At 71.9% G+C, this 17,477-nt stretch carries 16 protein-coding genes; 12 read left to right on the top strand and 4 right to left on the bottom strand.

Translation table 11 applies throughout. From position 1 onward, the window contains the following. Nucleotides 1-37: 37 nt before the first annotated feature. The 9 genes from murG (at nucleotide 38) to Aph01nite_RS07360 (ending at nucleotide 9,073) form a co-directional block, all read left to right on the top strand. The gene (murG, locus tag Aph01nite_RS07320) at nucleotides 38-1,117 is read left to right on the top strand and encodes an undecaprenyldiphospho-muramoylpentapeptide beta-N-acetylglucosaminyltransferase (RefSeq protein WP_204039982.1); all 1,080 of its coding nucleotides are present in this window, start codon (nucleotides 38-40) and stop codon (nucleotides 1,115-1,117) included. Then, a complete protein-coding gene (gene murC, locus Aph01nite_RS07325) occupies nucleotides 1,114-2,511 on the top strand; it encodes a UDP-N-acetylmuramate--L-alanine ligase (RefSeq protein ID WP_204039983.1) in 1,398 nt (465 codons plus the stop codon). The genes murG and murC overlap by 4 nt, the downstream gene beginning before the upstream one ends. Before the next feature lie 34 nt (nucleotides 2,512-2,545). Next, on the top strand, nucleotides 2,546-3,229 hold the full coding sequence (locus Aph01nite_RS07330) for a cell division protein FtsQ/DivIB (RefSeq protein WP_204039984.1): 684 nt from the start codon (nucleotides 2,546-2,548) through the stop codon (nucleotides 3,227-3,229). A 183-nt stretch (nucleotides 3,230-3,412) separates the two neighbouring features. After that, nucleotides 3,413-4,888, top strand: a complete 1,476-nt coding sequence (gene ftsZ, locus Aph01nite_RS07335) for a cell division protein FtsZ (protein ID WP_204039985.1) — start codon at nucleotides 3,413-3,415, stop codon at nucleotides 4,886-4,888. A 10-nt stretch (nucleotides 4,889-4,898) separates the two neighbouring features. Further along, nucleotides 4,899-5,615, top strand: coding sequence for a YggS family pyridoxal phosphate-dependent enzyme (locus tag Aph01nite_RS07340; protein ID WP_239161457.1), 717 nt, complete (start codon nucleotides 4,899-4,901; stop codon nucleotides 5,613-5,615). Between the two features lie 143 nt (nucleotides 5,616-5,758). Beyond that, on the top strand, nucleotides 5,759-6,265 hold the full coding sequence (locus Aph01nite_RS07345) for a cell division protein SepF (protein WP_204039986.1): 507 nt from the start codon (nucleotides 5,759-5,761) through the stop codon (nucleotides 6,263-6,265). Between the two features lie 95 nt (nucleotides 6,266-6,360). After that, nucleotides 6,361-6,654 (top strand): YggT family protein, encoded by a 294-nt coding sequence (locus Aph01nite_RS07350; protein ID WP_204039987.1) that lies wholly within the window; start codon nucleotides 6,361-6,363, stop codon nucleotides 6,652-6,654. A gap of 44 nt (nucleotides 6,655-6,698) precedes the next feature. Beyond that, nucleotides 6,699-7,616, top strand: a complete 918-nt coding sequence (locus Aph01nite_RS07355) for a DivIVA domain-containing protein (RefSeq protein WP_204039988.1) — start codon at nucleotides 6,699-6,701, stop codon at nucleotides 7,614-7,616. 77 nt (nucleotides 7,617-7,693) lie between these two features. Continuing rightward, on the top strand, nucleotides 7,694-9,073 hold the full coding sequence (locus tag Aph01nite_RS07360) for a hypothetical protein (protein WP_204039989.1): 1,380 nt from the start codon (nucleotides 7,694-7,696) through the stop codon (nucleotides 9,071-9,073). A gap of 53 nt (nucleotides 9,074-9,126) precedes the next feature. Here the strand turns inward: Aph01nite_RS07360 and ileS are convergent, their stop codons facing one another. Continuing rightward, nucleotides 9,127-12,264, bottom strand: coding sequence for an isoleucine--tRNA ligase (gene ileS / locus Aph01nite_RS07365; protein ID WP_239161458.1), 3,138 nt, complete (start codon nucleotides 12,262-12,264; stop codon nucleotides 9,127-9,129). 491 nt (nucleotides 12,265-12,755) lie between these two features. Here ileS and Aph01nite_RS07370 point away from each other — a divergent pair, with 491 nt between their 5' ends. The 3 genes from Aph01nite_RS07370 to Aph01nite_RS07380 are packed head-to-tail and all read left to right on the top strand — an operon-like array spanning nucleotide 12,756 to nucleotide 14,645. Beyond that, nucleotides 12,756-13,193 (top strand): TraR/DksA family transcriptional regulator, encoded by a 438-nt coding sequence (locus Aph01nite_RS07370; protein ID WP_239161459.1) that lies wholly within the window; start codon nucleotides 12,756-12,758, stop codon nucleotides 13,191-13,193. Next, nucleotides 13,166-13,723, top strand: coding sequence for a signal peptidase II (lspA, locus tag Aph01nite_RS07375; protein ID WP_239161460.1), 558 nt, complete (start codon nucleotides 13,166-13,168; stop codon nucleotides 13,721-13,723). The genes Aph01nite_RS07370 and lspA overlap by 28 nt, the downstream gene beginning before the upstream one ends. After that, entirely contained in the window at nucleotides 13,716-14,645 is a 930-nt protein-coding gene (locus tag Aph01nite_RS07380) for an RluA family pseudouridine synthase (protein ID WP_204039992.1), read from the top strand. Before lspA ends, Aph01nite_RS07380 begins: the two co-directional genes overlap by 8 nt. A gap of 262 nt (nucleotides 14,646-14,907) precedes the next feature. Here Aph01nite_RS07380 and Aph01nite_RS07385 read toward each other — a convergent pair whose 3' ends face one another. From Aph01nite_RS07385 to Aph01nite_RS07395, 3 genes are read right to left on the bottom strand one after another with little or no spacing between them, the layout of a single operon-like run. After that, nucleotides 14,908-16,269 carry a serine/threonine-protein kinase gene (locus tag Aph01nite_RS07385; RefSeq protein WP_204039993.1) on the bottom strand — a complete coding sequence of 454 codons (1,362 nt, stop codon included), beginning with the start codon at nucleotides 16,267-16,269 and terminating at the stop codon, nucleotides 14,908-14,910. A gap of 27 nt (nucleotides 16,270-16,296) precedes the next feature. After that, the gene (locus Aph01nite_RS07390; RefSeq protein WP_204039994.1) at nucleotides 16,297-16,608 is read right to left on the bottom strand and encodes an AzlD domain-containing protein; all 312 of its coding nucleotides are present in this window, start codon (nucleotides 16,606-16,608) and stop codon (nucleotides 16,297-16,299) included. After that, a complete protein-coding gene (locus Aph01nite_RS07395; RefSeq protein WP_204039995.1) occupies nucleotides 16,605-17,321 on the bottom strand; it encodes an AzlC family ABC transporter permease in 717 nt (238 codons plus the stop codon). The genes Aph01nite_RS07390 and Aph01nite_RS07395 overlap by 4 nt, the downstream gene beginning before the upstream one ends. Between the last annotated feature and the right edge of the window lie 156 nt (nucleotides 17,322-17,477).

Raw genomic sequence — 17,477 nt, forward strand, 5'->3', positions numbered from 1 at the left:
CGCGACTCGACACACGCGGCTTGACATAGGGAGAGACATGAGGGTGGTCCTCGCCGGCGGCGGGACGGCCGGCCATATCGAGCCGGCGCTCGCGCTGGCCGACGCGCTTCGTCAGATCGACCCCACGATCGGGATCACCTGCCTCGGCACCGATCGCGGCCTGGAGACCAGGCTGGTGCCGGCCCGCGGCTACGAGCTGGAGCTGGTGCCGGCGGTGCCGCTGCCCCGCGCGCTCACCCCGCAGCTGCTGGCGGTGCCCGGGCGGCTGGCCGGGGCGATCAACACGACCACCGGCATCCTGGACAAGGTCGGCGCGAACGTGCTGGTCGGCTTCGGCGGCTACGTGGCCACCCCGGCCTACCTGGCCGCGCGCCGCCGCGGCATCCCCATCGTGGTGCACGAGGCCAACCCGCGGCCCGGCCTGGCCAACCGGCTGGGCGCGCGGCTGACCGACCACGTGTTCACCGGCCACCAGGACACCGCCCTGCCGGGCGCCGAGTGCATCGGCATCCCGCTGCGGCGCCAGGTCGTGAACATGGACCGGTTCTCGCTGGGCGACAAGGCCCGCTCCTACTTCGGCCTGGAGTCGGACCGGCCGACGCTGCTGGTGTTCGGCGGCTCGCAGGGCGCCCGCTCGATCAACAAGGCCGCGCTGGACGCCGCGCCCGCGCTGCGCGCCGCCGGCGTGCAGGTGCTGCACGTGATCGGCCCGAAGAACACGGTCGAGCAGGAGCCCCCGCCCGGCGACCCGCAGTACGTGATCCTGCCCTACGTGGACCGGATGGACCTCGCCTACGCCGCCGCCGACCTGGTCCTGTGCCGCAGCGGCGCGATGACCTGCGCCGAGCTGACCGCCGTGGGCCTGCCGGCGGCCTACGTGCCGCTGCCGCACGGCAACGGCGAGCAGCGGCTCAACGCCCAGCCCATCGTCGCGGCGGGCGGCGGGCTGATGGTGGACGACGCCGAGCTCACCCCCGAGTGGATCATGAGGGTGCTGGCGCCGCTGCTGCACAACCCCGAGAAGGTGGCCGTGATGTGCGAGGCGGCCCTCCGGATGGGACGCAAGGACGCCGACGTGACGCTCGCCCGCAAGGTTCTGGAGATCGCAGCACGATGAGTCTGGTGAAACTGATCGAGCCGGTTCCCGCCGAGGAGCTGGGCCGGGTGCACTTCATCGGGATCGGCGGCGCCGGCATGTCGGGCATCGCCAGAATCCTGCTGAAGCGCGGCGTGGCCGTCTCCGGCAGCGACGCCCGCAGCTCCGACATGCTCACCGAGCTGCGCGAGCTGGGCGCGACCGTGCACGTCGGGCACGCCGCCTCGCACATCAGGGACGTGAACACCGTCGTGGTCTCCACCGCGATCCGGGACTCCAACCCGGAGCTGGGGGAGGCGCTGCGGCAGAACGTGCGGATCATCCCGCGGGCCGCCGCGCTGGCCGCCGTGATGACCGGCCGGGTCGGCATCGCCGTCGCGGGCACCCACGGCAAGACCACCACCACCTCGATGCTCACCGTGGCGCTGCAGAAGTGCGGCGCCGACCCGTCGTACTGCGTGGGCGGGCAGCTGGTCACCACCGGGCTCGGCGCGGACGAGGGCACCGGGGACGTCTTCGTGGCCGAGGCCGACGAGAGCGACGGCTCGTTCCTCATGCTGGCGCCGCGGATCGCCGTGGTCACCAACGTGGAGGCCGACCACCTGGACAACTACGGCGACCCCGAGGCGGTGCACGACAGCTTCCACCGGTTCGTGGAGCGGATCGGGTCCGTCCTGGTGCTCTGCGCCGACGACCCGGGCGCGGCCAGGCTGGCCCCCGTCGCCCGCGCGCGCGGCCTCAGGGTCGTCACGTACGGCGAGAGCGCCGGGGCCGCCGTCCGGGTCGCCGACGTGGCCCCCAGAGGACTGGGCGTCGAGTTCGACGTGGCCGGGCACGGCCGGGTCAGGCTGGGCGTGCCGGGGCGGCACAACGCGCTCAACGCCGCCGCCGTGATCGCCGTGGCGCTCGAACTGGGCATGCCGTTCGAGGAGGTCAGGGACGGTCTGGCGGCCTTCACCGGGGCCAAGCGCCGGTTCGAGGCCAAGGGCGAGGCGGACGGCGTCACCGTCTTCGACAGCTACGCCCACCACCCGACCGAGCTCGCCGCCGACCTGGCCGCGGCCAGGGACGTGGTGGCCGGCAACGGCCGGGTGATCGCCGTCTTCCAGCCGCACCTGTACTCCAGGACCCGGTACTTCGCCGCCGAGTTCGGCGCCGCCCTCGGCCTGGCCGACGAGGCCATCGTCCTGGACGTGTACGGCGCCCGCGAGGACCCCGAGCCCGGCGTCTCCGGCGCGCTGGTGGCGGGCCAGGTCCCCCTGCCGGCCGGCCAGGTCTCGTATGCTCCCGACAGGTCCGCGGTGCCCGCCCTGGTGGCGGGCCGGGCCCGGCCGGGCGACATCGTGCTCACCATGGGCGCCGGCGACGTCACCGAGCTCGGCCCGCACATCGTCGCGGAGCTGCGCGCGCGTTGACCGCTCGTGACCGTTCGTTGACAAGGAAGCCGGTTTGAGGAAGAGCGTCCTGTGGCGTACGGCGGTGGGGACCCTGCTCGCGGGCGGGGTCGTGGCGGTGGCCGGCTGGGTGGTGTTCCTCTCGCCGGTGCTGGGGGTCCGCGAGGTGGCCGTGATCGGCAACGAGCGGCTGCCGGCCGAGCAGATCCGCAGGGCCGCCGCGGTGCCGCCGGACACCCCGCTGGTCGGCGTGGACACCGAGGAGGTGCGGGCCAGGGTGGCCGCGCTCCGGGAGGTCGAGTCGGCCACCGTGGACCGGGAGTGGCCGGGCACGCTGCTGATCTCCGTGGTGGAGCGGCTGCCGCTGGCCGCGGTGCCGATCAACGGCAAGGTGACCGTGGTGGACCGGTTCGGCGTGGTGCTGGACGTGGTGGACCCGGTGGAGGTGATCTCCTACCGCCTGCCCGAGTTGCGTACCCACCGGTACGACCCGGCCGACCCCGGCATCAGGGCCGCGCTGGCGGTGCTGGCGACCCTGCCGGAGAGCCTGTCCCGCCGGGTCAAGCAGGTGACCGCGGCCTCCGCGGAGACGGTGACGCTGACCCTGGCGGACGGCCGCACCGTGGTGTGGGGCGGCCCCGAGCGGACCGGGGACAAGTCCAGGATCCTGACCGCGCTGCTGCGCGAGAACGCCATGACCTTGGATGTCAGCTCGCCCGACGTGGTAACGGTCAAGTGAGATCGGCGACACGCCGGACGTGCTTGCGGCGCGGTTAGTTGACCCTGGGGGAGGCGCAACCCTACTGTCCGTATCAATCCTCAGGTTGACATAACTCTAAATCTCAACTTGAGGGTGAGGGTTTGGCAGAGCGGGCAGTCGCCCGCATGAGACATATGTAAGCGAGCGGAAAGGCCCCTCGTCGTGGCAGCACCGCAGAACTACCTCGCGGTCATCAAGGTCGTCGGCATCGGCGGCGGCGGAGTGAACGCCGTGAACCGGATGATTGAGGAGGGACTCAAGGGCGTCGAGTTCATCGCCATCAATACCGACGCCCAGGCGCTGCTGATGAGTGACGCCGACGTGAAACTCGACGTGGGCCGCGAGCTCACGCGTGGCTTGGGCGCGGGCGCCAACCCCGAGGTGGGCCGCAAGGCGGCGGAGGACCACCGCGAGGAGATCGAAGAGGTCATCAAGGGCGCCGACATGGTCTTCGTGACGGCCGGCGAGGGCGGCGGCACCGGCACCGGCGGCGCGCCCGTCGTGGCCAACATCGCCAGGTCGCTGGGCGCGCTGACGATCGGCGTGGTCACCCGCCCCTTCAGCTTCGAGGGCAAGCGGCGGGCCATGCAGGCGGAGGCCGGAATAGAGAATCTCCGGGCGGAGGTGGACACCCTCATCGTCATCCCGAACGACCGGCTGCTGTCCATCTCGGACCGCCAGGTGAGCGTCCTGGACGCCTTCAAGGCCGCCGACCAGGTGCTGCTCTCCGGTGTGCAGGGCATCACCGACCTGATCACCACGCCGGGCCTGATCAACCTGGACTTCGCCGACGTGAAGTCGGTCATGTCCGGGGCCGGCTCCGCGCTGATGGGCATCGGCCACGCCAGGGGCGACGACCGCTCGGTGGCCGCGGCCGAGATGGCGGTCTCCAGCCCGCTGCTGGAGGCCAGCATCGACGGCGCCCACGGCGTGCTGCTGTCCATCGCGGGCGGCTCCGACCTGGGCCTGTTCGAGATCAACGAGGCCGCCCAGCTGGTCTCCAACGCGGCCGCGCCGGACGCCAACATCATCTTCGGCACGGTCATCGACGACGCGCTCGGCGACGAGGTCCGGGTCACCGTGATCGCGGCCGGGTTCGACGAGCCGGTGCCGGAGAAGCCGGCGGTCATGCCGCAGCCGCGCCAGCAGCAGTCCCGCCCGGCTCCGGCCGCGCCCGCCGCCCCGGCGGGCCGGGAGCGTCCCGCGCTGTCGTCCTACGTGGCGCCGGCCAAGCCCGAGCCCCGCCAGGAGGCGCGGCCCGAGGCCAGGACCGACCCGCAGCCGACGCCGGTCCGCCCGCTCAGCCCCGCGCCGGCCACGCCCGCGCCGGTCTCGCCGGTCCAGCCGGTGCCGCCGATCACCTCGCCGCCGGTGCAGCCGGTGCCGAACCACCCGGCGGCCCAGCCGCACGGGCAGGCGGCCTCGGCCGAGCAGGCCGTGCCCGCCGTGCCGTTCGGGCGGGAGGGCGACGCCTCGCGGCCGGACCAGGGGGCGTCGGGCACCGGCCCTTTCGCCATCCCGCGGCCGACCGAGCCGCCGACTCCGATCAGCTCCAAGCTCACCCAGCCGGTTCCCCGGCGCCCGGTGGTCTTCGAGGAGCAGGAGGAGGAGCTCGACGTGCCGGACTTCCTGAAGTGACACCGGCCAAGTGATCCACCCGGAACCCCCCGCCGGGCGGCTCGCGGAGATCGCGGCCGGGCTGGCCGGGGTGGAGCGGCGCATCGAGGAGGCGTGCCGCTCCGCGGGCCGGTCCAGGGACGAACTCACGCTGATCGCCGTGACCAAGACCTACCCGGCCGCCGACCTGCGGCTGCTGGCTTCCCTCGGGGTCCGCGACGTGGGCGAGAACCGGGACCAGGAGGCGGCGGCCAAGGCGGCCGAATGCGAGGACCTCCCGCTCACCTGGCATTTCATCGGCCAGGTGCAGACCAACAAGGCCAGATCCGTCGTCGCGTACGCGGATCTGATCCACGGGGTCGACCGGGAGCGCCTGGTGGCCGCGCTGAGCCGCGAGGCGGTCCGGCAGGGCCGGGAGGTGGGCTGCCTGATCCAGGTGGCCCTGGACGACCGTCCGGAGCGCGGGGGAGCCCGTCCCGCCGACGTGCCCGTCCTCGCGGCCGCGCTGGCCGGGGCGCCGGGGCTGCGGCTGCGCGGGGTGATGGCGGTCGCGCCGCTCGGGGCGGACCCGGGTGAGGCGTTCGGGCGTCTGTTCGACGTGGCGCAGGCCGTACAGAAGGAACACCCGGGCGCGGACGTGATTTCCGCCGGGATGAGCGGCGATCTGGCACAGGCGATAGCGAAAGGCGCGACACACCTGCGTGTCGGTACGGCGTTGCTCGGCCGCCGGACGCCCTTCGTCAGGTAATGTCCCCCGAGTAACAGGTAGAGGTCGATCAGCGGTTCGCCAGTCGGGGGGTACGGCTTCCGCCACGGACCTTCAAGGCCCTCGAACGCGCCCGGCACGCTAGGGTGGCCGCAGAGGCATGGTAGACGGAGGACGACGGAGCGATGGCCGGCGCGATGCGCAAGATGGCGGTCTACCTCGGTCTCGTGGAGGACGACGACCGCTACGACAGGTACCGGGACTACGACGCCGACGACTTCGGCGTGGATCCCTACGACGGGCAGGGCGAGGACTTCGGTCCCGCCGGGGCGCACGGGCGTGAGGCCGGCGACGACACGCCGGTGCCGGCGCCCAGGCCCTCCACGGCGGTGATCGAGCGCCGTACGACCGATCTGGCGCGGATCACCACCCTGCACCCCCGCACCTACAACGAGGCGCGCACCATCGGGGAGCACTTCCGGGAGGGCACGCCGGTCATCATGAATCTGACCGAAATGGTTGACAGTGACGCCAAACGCCTTGTCGATTTTGCGGCAGGTCTCGTCTTTGGGCTACACGGCAGCATTGAACGTGTTACCAACAAGGTGTTCCTGTTGTCCCCTGCCAATGTCGAAGTGACCGCGGAGGACAAGGCTCGGATCGCGGAACGCGGCTTCTTCAACCAGAGCTAGAGTTCCTTGTATGGACAGTGAACAGCTGAGCGGTGCCCGCGGGGACCGGAGGCGGCGAACCTGGCAGCGGACCAGGACGGAGGCGGGGCTCGACCGTGGGGATCGTTAGTGGGGTCTTGGTCTTCTTCCTGTCCCTGTACCTGGTCTTGCTGATCGGAAGAATGATCTTCGAGACGGTGCAGGCGTTCGCCCGGGCCTGGCGGCCCCGAGGGCCGGTTCTGGTGCTCGCCGAGGCCACTTACACGGCCACGGATCCACCGCTCAAGTTCCTCCGCCGTTTCATTCCTCCCCTGAGGTTGGGTACGGTGGCCTTTGACCTAAGCTTCACAGTGCTGTTCATTGTGGTCTTGGTCTTGATCCAAGTCGTGTCCGCGTTTGGTCGAGGATAGGTACTTCTCTCCGGACAGACTCCAAGCGCGCCAAGGAGACCCAAATGCCGCTGACGCCCGCTGATGTGCGGAACAAGCAGTTCAGTACGACCCGGCTGAGGCCGGGCTACGACGAGGAAGAGGTGGACGCCTTCCTCGACGAGGTCGAGGCCGAACTCGACCGCCTCATCCAGGAGAACGAGGAGCTCCGCGCCAAGCTGGCCGAGTGCCTGCGGGGCAAGGTGCCCGGCGGCATGGCCGGGGGCATGGGCGGTGCCATGGCTGGCGGGATGGCCGGCGGGATGATGGGCGGGGGCATGCAGATGGCTCCCGCGCCGATCGCCGAGTCCAAGCCCGAGATGATGGTTCCGCAGCCGGAGCCGATGCGCCAGCCCGAGCCGGTGCGTCCCGAGCCCGTCCCCGTCGGCATGGGCCTGCCGCCCGCCGAGGACAACATGGACACCGCGGCCCGCGTCCTGGCCCTCGCGCAGCAGACCGCCGACCAGGCCATCGCGGACGCCCGCCGGGAGGCGGACGAGACCGTGACCCGGGCCCGCCGCGAGGCCGACGAGGTGCTGGGCAAGGCCCGCCGCCAGGCCGAGCAGATCATCGGCGACGCCCGCGCCCGCGCCGAGACGCTGGAACGTGACGCTCAGGAGCGGCACCGCCAGGCCATGGGGTCGCTGGTGCAGACCAGGGACGAACTGGAGCGCAAGGTCGAGGAGCTGCGCAGCTTCGAGCGGGAGTACCGCAGCCGTCTGAAGCTCTACCTGGAGAACCAGCTCGCCGAGCTGAACGTCTCCGCGGAGGGCAGCGGCGGGTTCCCGATCGTGACCGCCGGTCAGGGCCAGATGTCCGGCCAGCAGATGGCGCACGCCATCGCGCCCGCCGGTCAGCAGCCCATGCCCGCGCCGAACCCGTTCGGCGGCGAGCACTCGGGCGCGTTCCAGAACCCCGAAGGCCCGCACGGCGACCGCCGGTAGCCTCCGCCCGGAGAATTCCGGGAGATCATTCGGTCGGCGTTCGGTAACGCGCGTTCGGTAGTTCGGAGATCCCCCCAGTGATCCTTGTCAGTGCCGCCCTGGTGCTCGCCGCGATCGTCCTGCTGATCGCGGGCGTCGTCCTGGCGAAGCCGTTCCTCGTGATGTGGTCGATCGTGGTCAGCGTGCTGTCCGCGGTCTGCCTGCTGATCGGGGCCTTGCTCAGGCGGCACGAGCTCTTCCCGGCCGGCGGGCGGTCCCAGACCGCCACCCCCCAGCCGCAGCCCCATCAGATGCCGCAGATGGCGCACGCCGGAGGCCCCGCCTACAGCGGGCCGCCGTCCCAGCCGTCGCAGCAGACCCCCCACCAGATGCCGCATCAGATGCCCCAGCAAATGCCGGCGCACATGACGCAGCAGATGGCGAACCCCATGATGGCCGCACCCGTGGCCACCCCCGCGCCGGCCACCGAGACCCAGCAGGTCCCCTTCCCGGGGGCGGCCGGGCAGGAGCCGCCGGAGCGGCGGTCCCGTCCCCCGATGCCCCGTCCCCTGCCGGGCGGCGGCCTCGGGCCCGACTCGATCGTGCTGGTCATCCCGGGCCGCAAGCGGTTCCACCTGCCCAACTGCCGCCAGCTCGCCGATCGCGAGATCGAGGAGCTGACCCTGGAGGAGGCCCGCGAGGAGGGCTTCTCCCCGTGCACCGCCTGCGTGGCCGAGGGCCTGGCCCCCGCCAAGCCGGACACCCCCGCCAAACTCGAAACGCCTGCCGCGTTCGAAGCCCCGGCCAGACTCGAAGCCCCTGCCGCGTTCGAAGCTCCCGCCAGGCGGGAGGCCCCCGGCAGGCCGGAGACGCCCGTCCGGGCGGAAAGTCCCGCGAGCGCCGCCTGGCCCGCGAGCCCCGCCTGGGCCGAGACTCCCGTCAAGCCGGTGGAACCGGCCGAGACCGCATCCGGGCGCGCCGGGTCCGCGGTCTCCGCCGACGCCGACGAGCCCGCCGACACCCCCACGGTCTCGGCGCCGTCGCCCCGGGCCGAGACGGCCGCGCCCACCGTGGCCGCCCCGCTGCCGCCGGTTCCCTCCGTGCCGCCCGCATCCTCTGAATGGTCAGCCTTCTCGCGTCCCACCGTGACGCCGGCCCAGGCCCCGACCCCGTCCGCGCCCGACCCCGAGCCCGCCAAGCCCGAGCCGGTGGCCGCCGAGTCCGCGACGGTGAAGGAAGAGAAGCCCGAGACCATCCCCGACGACGCGACGGTCCACGCTCCACGGCCGGCCAAGGACGAGGACGGGGAAGAGGGCCGTGACGAGGGCGATCTCGTGCACGTGCTGGTCGGTACCCGCCGCTTCCACCACGCGGAGTGCTCCCTCGTCGGCGACGAGGAATCCGACATCGAGACCATGACCAAGGCGGAAGCGGAGGCGGCCGGCCTCACCCAGTGCTCGGCCTGCTCCGACAAATAGCCTGGAAAGAGCGAGGGCCCGGCGGTCATCCGCCGGGCCCTCGCTCTTTCCGATCACACCTTGCGCAGCTGGAAGCTCAGCCCCAGGTCGGCGTCCTGGTGGACGACCAGGCCGGTGTCCAGGTCGGCCTCGCCGAACGAGGTCGCCAGCACCTCCTCCGCCACGACGCCGCCACCGCCGCGCAGCGCCTCGGCCAGCTCGCCCTCCGCCGACCAGCGCAGCTCGATCCGGTCGGTGATGTCCAGCCCGCTGGCCTTGCGGGCCTCCTGGACCAGCCGGACGACCTCCCGGACCAGCCCGGCCCGGCGCAGCTCCGGCGTCATGGCCAGGTCCAGCGCGACCGTCTCGCCGGTGCCGGTGTCCACCGCGCCGGTCTCCACCGCCCAGCCCGACTTGGGCTGCTCGGTCACGATCACGTCCTCGGAGCCCACCGTCACCGCGCCCAGCTCCCCGGCCTCCAGGGTGGCGTCCGCGCCGGAGCGCAGGGTCCGGGCCAGCGCCGCCGGGTCGGCGGCGGTGACGGCCGCGGCGACCAGCTTGGTCTGGGAGCCGAACCGCTTGCCCAGCGCCCGGAAGTTGGGCTTGACGGTGAACGTCACCAGGTCGGCGGAGAAGCCCGACATGTCCTCCAGGGCCTGCACGTTCAGCTCGTCCGCGATCAGGTCGCGCAGCTCGCCGGAGAGCCCCGGCCAGCCCGGCGCGCCGACCAGCGCGCGGCCGAGCGGCTGCCTGGTCTTGACCGAGGACGACGCCCGCGCCGACCGGCCCAGCTCGACCAGCCGCCGTACCAGCGCCATCTGCTCCGACAGGGCCGGGTCGACCAGGTCGGCGCGGACCTCCGGCCAGGTGGCCAAGTGCACCGAGGGGGGCGCGTCCGGGCCGCGCAGCACGTCCCACACGTAGTCGGTAGTGAACGGCACCAGCGGGGCCATCAGGCGGGTGACCGTCTCCAGGCACTCGTACAGGGTGGCGAAGGCGGCCGGTTCGCCGGTCCAGAAGCGGCGGCGGGAACGCCGGACGTACCAGTTGGAGAGGTCGTCCAGGAACTCGGTGAGGCGGCGGCCGGCGCGGGCGGTGTCGAAAACGTCCAGGGCGGCGGTGACCTCGGCCACCGTGCGCTGGAGCTCGGCCAGGGCCCACCGGTCGATGAGCGGGCGCTCGCCGTCGTGGGTCCGGCCCGGCTGCCAGCCGGAGGCGTTGGCGTACAGGGTGAAGAAGGAGGCCGTGTTCCAGTAGGTGAGCAGGACCTTCCTGACGATCTCCTCCAGCGGGCCGTGGCCGATCCGGCGCGGCGACCAGGGGGAGCCGGAGGTGGCCATGTACCAGCGCAGCGCGTCCGCGCCGTGCTGCTCCATGAGCGGCATCGGCTGGAGCACGTTGCCCAGGTGCTTGCTCATCTTGCGGCCGTCCTCGGCCAGGATCAGGCCCAGGCAGAGCACGTTCTCGTACGAGGAGCGGTCGAAGACGAGCGCGCCCACGGTCATCATCGAGTAGAACCAGCCGCGGGTCTGGTCGATGGCCTCGCAGATGAACTGCCCCGGGTAGGAGTCCTCGAAGACCTCCTTGTTGGCGTGCGGCGCGCCCCACTGGGCGAACGGCATCGCGCCGGAGTCGTACCAGACGTCGATCACGTCGGGCACCCGGCGGGCCTCGCCGCCGCAGTCGGCGCACGGGAACGTCACGTCGTCCACGTACGGCCGGTGCGGGTCGAGCGCGGACAGCTCCCGGCCCGCCAGCGCGCCCAGCTCGGCCAGGGAGCCGACGCAGGTGACGTGGTCCTCCTCGCAGACCCAGAGCGGGAGCGGCGTGCCCCAGTAGCGGGAGCGGGACAGCGCCCAGTCCACGTTGTTGCGCAGCCACTCGCCGTACCGGCCGTGCTTGATGGTCTCGGGGAACCAGTTGGTGCGCTCGTTCTCGGCGAGCAGCAGGTCCTTGATCTGGGTGGTCCTGATGTACCAGGACGGGAGGGCGTAGTAGAGCAGCGGGGTGTGGCAGCGCCAGCAGTGCGGGTAGCTGTGGTCGAAGTGGCTGCCGCGGAAGAGCAGGCCGCGCTCGCGCAGGTCCGCGGTGAGGCCCTCGTCGGCGTCCTTGAAGAACTGGCCGCCGACCTGGGGGACGTCGGCCAGGAACCGGCCGTCGGGGCCGATCGGGTTGACCACGGGCAGGCCGTACCGCTTGCAGACGGTCATGTCGTCGGCGCCGAAGGCGGGGGCCTGGTGGACCAGGCCGGTGCCGTCCTCGACGGTCACGTAGTCGCCGAGCACCACGAAGTGCGCGCCCGGGATGTCCACCAGCTCGAACGGCCGCCGGTACGGCGTGTGCTCCAGCTCGGCCCCGGCGAAGCTCTCCCGGACCGTCCAGCCGTCGCCCAGGGCCGAGGCCAGCAGCGGCTCGGCCACCACGACCGGGCGCTGACCGTCCTTCTCGGCCACCACGTACGTCACGTCCGGGTGCACCGCCACGGCCGTGTTGGACACCAGCGTCCACGGCGTGGTCGTCCAGATGAGCAGGTCCGCGCCCTCCAGGCGGCCCCCGGTGACGGGCATGCGGACGTAGACCGACGGGCTGGACACGGTCTCGTACCCGCCGGGCTGGCCCAGCTCGTGGTCGGACAGGCCGGTGCCGCAGCGCGGGCAGTACGGCGTGATCCGGAAGTCCCGGAACAGCAGCCCCTTGTCCCAGATGACCTTGAGCGACCACCAGACGGACTCCACGTACGAGGGGTCCATGGTGCGGTAGGCCTGGGACATGTCCACCCAGTAGCCCATGCGCTCGGTCATCTCCTCGAACGCGTCCACGTGGCGGAGGACCGACTCGCGGCAGCGCGCGTTGAACTCGGCGATGCCGTACGCCTCGATCTCGGGCTTGCCGGAGAGGCCCAGCTCCTTCTCGACGGCCACCTCGACGGGCAGGCCGTGGCAGTCCCAGCCGGCCTTGCGCGGCACGTGGTAGCCGCGCATGGACTTGTAGCGGGGGAACACGTCCTTGAAGACGCGCGCCTCGACGTGGTGCACGCCGGGCATGCCGTTGGCGGTCGGGGGGCCCTCGTAGAAGACCCAGGAAGGGCCGCCGGCGTTCTGCTCCAGCGACCGCTCGAAGACCTTGCCGTCGCGCCACCGCTCCAGCACCTCGTGCTCGACGGCCGGCAGGTCCACCTGCGCGGGTAGCGAACGGAAAGAGTGGGAAGACACCGGACCTCCACGCTGATTCGACAGGGCGTGGAGGGACGAAGCCTGGCGGCTCCGCGGTACCACCCTCCTTGGCCGCCCTCGCGGGGGCCCACTCATTCAGGTCGCGGCCGGGTCTAGTAGGCGTTCACCAGAGGCAAAGCCGTTCTTCCGGCGGCTCCGGGCTGATCTTCCCCCCGCGGCTCGCCCCGGGCTCGCACCGTCCCCGGGTCGCTCGTGCGAGTGGGTGCGGAGGTACTCGTCCCATCAACGCCTTGCAGATCTCACGATAACGCAGAGAAAGCTCCGGGGCTTCCCGATATCCGTCACCCCATTCGGGTAGCACCGGCGGAACACGGGACGGGGCGCTGTTGTTCAGGATGTACCCGGCATAGGGGGAGGACCATTCCGAGCCTGGTACGGATGGCGTAAATGCATCGGCGAGTCGATTGCCGCGCTCCAAATCGCCACCTATGCTGCCCGAACTGCTTGATCACTGTTCATGGGGAGGCCACATGGCCACGCGCGCGGCCAAGACCGCCATCACGGGGAGCTCCGTAACGGAGAGTTCTGGCACTGAGAATTCCGTATCCGACATCTGGTCCGCCGAGGAGCTCACCGAGGTGCGTGAGCGCCTTCTGGCGGAAATCGACGAACTGCACACCGAGATCCTCCGGGCCGAGACCGAACTCGCCGCCGGCAACGCCAGCGAGGGCGCGGGGGACGATCCCGCCGACGCCGGGGCCAAGACCTATGAGCGCGAACGTGAGATCGCCCTTACCCTGAATGCGCGCGATGTGCTCGCGCAGAACGAGCGGGCGATCGCCCGTATCGACGCAGGGACGTATGGAGTGTGCGAATCGTGCCAACGGCCGATCGGCAAGGAACGCCTTCAGGCGTTCCCGAGGGCGACGCTGTGCGTGGCGTGCAAGCAGCGGGAGGAACGCCGCTGACCGACGCAGCCGGGGAGGTGCGGGCGCGGCGGATCGGCTTGCTGGCCGCCGTGGCCGTGCTCATCTACGTATTCGATCTCGTGACCAAGTATCTGGTGGTCGAGTACCTCGAGGACCAGCCGCCGGTCGTGGTCGTGCCGGGGGCGCTGGTCATCAACGTGATCAGGAACTCCGGGGCCGCGTTCAGCATCGGCACCGGCATGACCATCATCTTCACCGTCATCGCGTCGGTCGTGGTCATCGCGATCATCCGTACCGCGCGGCAGCTGCGCAGCCTGCCCTGGGGGCTCACGCTCGGGCTGCTGCTCGGGGGCGCGTTCGGGAACCTCACGGACCGCATCTTCCGGTCGCCGGCCCCGTTCCAGGGGCACGTCGTGGACTTCGTCCAGGTCTTCCCCGCCACCGGGTTCCCGATCTTCAACGTGGCCGACTCGGCGATCGTGTGCGGCGGCATCCTGGCGGTCTTCCTGGCCTGGCGCGGCTACCAGATCGACGGCACGCGGGAGACGGGGGACGGCAAGGATGGGTGAACAGCGCAGCCTGCCGGTGCCCGACGGGCTCGAAGGGGAGCGCCTGGACGCCGCGCTGGCCCGGCTCTTCGGCTTCTCCCGCACCCGGGCGGCCGAACTGATCGCCGCCGGGGACGTGCTGGTGGACGGGACCACGCCCGCCAAGTCCGACCGCGTGCACGGCGGGGCCTGGCTGGACGTCACCATCCCGCCGCCGCCCTCCGCGCCCATGCCGGTCGCGGAGCCGGTGCCCGGCATGACCGTCCTGTACGAGGACGACGACATCGTGGTGGTCGACAAGCCGATCGGGGTGGCCGCCCATCCGAGCGTCGGCTGGACCGGGCCGACCGTGATCGGCGGGCTGCTGGGGGCCGGGCACCGGGTCTCCACCAGCGGGGCGGCCGAGCGGCAGGGCATCGTGCACCGGCTGGACGCCAACACCACGGGGGCGATGGTGGTGGCCAAGAGCGAGCACGCGTACACGGTCCTGAAAAGGGCTTTCAAGGAGCGAACGGTCGACAAGCGGTATCACGCCCTGGTGCAGGGGCATATGGATCCGCTGCGGGGCACCGTGGACGCGCCGATCGACCGGCATCCGTCCGGGGACGGGCGCTGGGCCGTGGTCGCGGGGGGTAAGGACTCGATCACGCACTACGACACGATCGAGGCGTTCCGGTCGGCCTCCCTGCTGGACATCAAGCTGGAGACCGGGCGTACGCACCAGATCCGGGTGCACATGTCGGCGCTGCGGCACCCCTGCGTCGGGGATCTTCAGTACGGCGCCGATCCCACGCTGGCGGCCCGGCTGGGCGTGACCCGGCAGTGGCTGCACGCGGTGTCGCTGGCCTTCGAGCATCCGGCGACGGGCGAGTGGGTGTCCTTCACGACCGAGTATCCGGCGGATCTCGCCCAGGCTCTGGAGCGGGCGGGCGCCGATTCCTGATCGCTGCGGGAGCATCGGGATCGCGCCCGCGCCGACTCCGTTCTGATCGTCGTCCGTGGATCTCGACGATCCGTTCCGTCAATCGTTGCCCGGGATCGGCACTCGGTCCCGATCATGGTCCGCCTGGAGGAGCCGGGCGTGAATCCCGGCGATCCGTTCTGCCAGAGGTTTCTCAGGACCCGCGGCGGGATGACTCGCGCGCTTGCGAAGGTCGTTCCGCGGCTTGGCGGCCTACGGGTTGACTTCCGGCAGGTCCTTGTCGTCAGGGCAGGTCGGAGCCGACGTCGATGCTCGCCTGGAGTTGTTCGGAGCCGGGCTCGACGAGGCCGTCGTCCTCGTTCCCCTGGTTCTCGCCCTGGTCGTTCCCCTGGTCGCCGCCCGAGTCCTCCGTGGGCTCCTCGGTGGGGTCGTTCGTGGGCTTCTTCTCCGGCTCTTTCGTCGGCTTGCCGGGGGACGGCTTGGGCGGTTCGGGCTTCTCCCCGGAAGGCGGCTGACGGTTCTCGACCGGGTTTCCCTGAGTGGGGGTGGGTGTCGTGGCGGGCACGCTGGCGGCCTGGGTCGTCTCGACGGCAGTCGTGGGTGCCGGAGGAATGCCGGTGGGGGTGCCGCCGTCCGCCGTCACGTACGCGACGGCGCCCGCCGTGAGACCGACGAGCAGGGTCGCGGCCCCGGCGGCGGCAGGCCACAGCCTCCTGCGGCGGCGGGGCGGCGGAGGCGGGGGCGGCGGCGGGAGGGGAACCTCCTCGGTGGGGGCCGGAGCGGTGCCGTCCACGATGGCGCGCAGGGCGCGGGCCGCCTCGGCGGCGGTCATGCGGAGTCCCGGATCCTTGTGCAGCAGGCCGATCAGCACGGGGCCCAGCGCGCCGGCGCGGCGGAGGGGTCCGGGGCCCTCGTACATGACCGCGGCCAGGGAGGCGAGGGCGTGGCCGCGCTGGAACGGGGAGCGGCCCTCGACGGCCGCGAACAGGGTCACCCCCAGCGACCACAGGTCCGAGGCGCGTTCGGCGGCGCTTCCGGCGGCCCGTTCCGGCGCGATGAACGCGGGGGTGCCGATCAGGGCGCCGGTCCTGGTCACCGGGGAGTCGTCCTCCAGGGTGGCGATGCCGAAGTCCGTGAGCACGGTCCTGCCGTCCTCGGCCAGCAGCACGTTGTCCGGTTTCACGTCCCGGTGCAGCACGCCCGCGCCGTGCGCCGCCGTGAGCGCGCCCAGCACCTGCAGGCCGATCTCGGCCACCCGCCTGGGGGGCAGCGGCCCGTCGTCGCGTACGGCGTCGCCCAGCGTGCGGGAGCGGACCAGCTGCATCACGATCCACGGATGGCCGTTCTCCTCGAACACGTCGTAGACCGCCGCCACCGACGGGTGGCTGACCCGGCCGGCCGCCCTGGCCTCCCGGAGGGTCCTGGCGGTGAAGATCTCCCGCTCGTGCCCGCCGAGCTCTCGGGAGGCGTCCAGCTCCTTGACGGCCACCTCGCGCCGGAGGGTCTCGTCCAGCGCCAGCCAGACGGTGCCCATGCCGCCGCGGCCGAGCGGCTCGATGAGCCGGTAGCGCCCGGCCACGAGACGGGTGTCGATGTCACGGGTTCCTCGGGCGCTTCTGGTGCTGCGGATGCCTGGGTCGGCCATGGGCCCCGGGCTACCCCGGATCGAGGCTCATATGCCGATTAAGCGCGTCAAAGCGGTCACGACGGCGGCGGCGACCAGCACGACCAGAAAGGGTGCCCGGAGCAGTAGCGCCACGACCGCCGCCGCCATCCCGGCCAGCCGCGCGCCGTCCAGCCGCAGCTCCTGCCCGTGTCCCAGGGTCTGTACGGCGATCAGCGCCGCCAGCAGGGCCACCGGGACGAGCCTGGCGAAACGCCGTACGCCGGGGTGGTCCAGGACGCGGCGCGGGGCGGCCAGGCCGGCGAGCTTGAGCAGGTAGCAGCCGGCGCAGGTGACGATGATCGCCCACCAGACGGTCATTCGGCGGCCTCCCGCTCCGGTGTGAGCATCACGACCAGAGCCGCCGCGGCGGCCAGCAGGACGGGCACGCCCGGCGCGGTGAAGGGCGTCGCCAGCAGGGCGATGGCCGCCCCGCCGCCCGCGATCATCCGCAGCTGTACGGTCTCCGCCCGGGGTGTGTCCGCGTCGCCGCGCAGGCGTGGCCAGAGCAGGGCCAGGAAGGTGGCCGGGCCGACCGTGTCCAGGCCGAAGACGGCCGGGTCGCTGACCTGGGAGGCGCCGAGCGCGCCCAGGGCGGTGGTCAGGTTCCAGGTCAGGTAGATGGTGCCGAAGGTGGTGTAGAAGCCCGCGCGGGCGGCTGTGGGGGTTGGCTGGGCGAGGGCGACGGCGGAGCTTTCGTCGATGACGCCCTGGGCGGTCACCAGGGTGCGGAGGGGGTTGCGGGGGCCGCCGAGGATGACCGCGAGGCGGAGGCCGTAGAAGCTGTTCCTGGCGCCCAGGAGGAGGGCTCCGGCCGTTCCGGCTATCAGGCCGCCGCCGGAGGCCACTACGCCGACCAGGGCGAACTGGGACGCTCCGGTAAAGGCCAGGAGGCTCAGGGCACACGCCTGGGCGACGGTGAGCCCCGCCGTGATCGCCGCCGCCCCGAAAGCCACTCCGGAGATCCCGACCGCGAGCCCGACCCCTAGCCCGTCCCTGATCGCAGCCCTTCGCTGCCGTTCCTCGTCATGCATGTCGGCAATAGTAGAAGTGTCCGGAACCGGACAGCATCGCACTTTTGTCAGGCGTAGACGGGTGCGATCGGCCCCAGTCGCGCGTCTCTCGCCTATGCAGGGGGCGCCCGGCTCCAAACCCGTATCCAGGATTGCCCCGGCTCTAGGAACCCCTAA

Origin of the sequence: Acrocarpospora phusangensis (genome assembly GCF_016862995.1) — a bacterium.
GTDB classification, from domain to species: Bacteria; Actinomycetota; Actinomycetes; order Streptosporangiales; family Streptosporangiaceae; genus Acrocarpospora; species Acrocarpospora phusangensis.

Excerpts from the sequence above, each read along its gene's own strand:
- murG (WP_204039982.1), top strand. The coding sequence starts at position 38 with ATGAGGGTGGTCCTCGCCGGCGGCGGGACGGCCGGCCATATCGAGCCG.
- murC (WP_204039983.1), top strand. The coding sequence starts at position 1,114 with ATGAGTCTGGTGAAACTGATCGAGCCGGTTCCCGCCGAGGAGCTGGGC.
- Aph01nite_RS07345 (WP_204039986.1), top strand. The coding sequence starts at position 5,759 with ATGGCCGGCGCGATGCGCAAGATGGCGGTCTACCTCGGTCTCGTGGAG.
- Aph01nite_RS07355 (WP_204039988.1), top strand. The coding sequence starts at position 6,699 with ATGCCGCTGACGCCCGCTGATGTGCGGAACAAGCAGTTCAGTACGACC.
- Aph01nite_RS07370 (WP_239161459.1), top strand. The coding sequence starts at position 12,756 with ATGGCCACGCGCGCGGCCAAGACCGCCATCACGGGGAGCTCCGTAACG.
- Aph01nite_RS07380 (WP_204039992.1), top strand. The coding sequence starts at position 13,716 with ATGGGTGAACAGCGCAGCCTGCCGGTGCCCGACGGGCTCGAAGGGGAG.
- Aph01nite_RS07385 (WP_204039993.1), bottom strand. The coding sequence starts at position 16,269 with ATGGCCGACCCAGGCATCCGCAGCACCAGAAGCGCCCGAGGAACCCGT.
- Aph01nite_RS07390 (WP_204039994.1), bottom strand. The coding sequence starts at position 16,608 with ATGACCGTCTGGTGGGCGATCATCGTCACCTGCGCCGGCTGCTACCTG.
- Aph01nite_RS07395 (WP_204039995.1), bottom strand. The coding sequence starts at position 17,321 with ATGCATGACGAGGAACGGCAGCGAAGGGCTGCGATCAGGGACGGGCTA.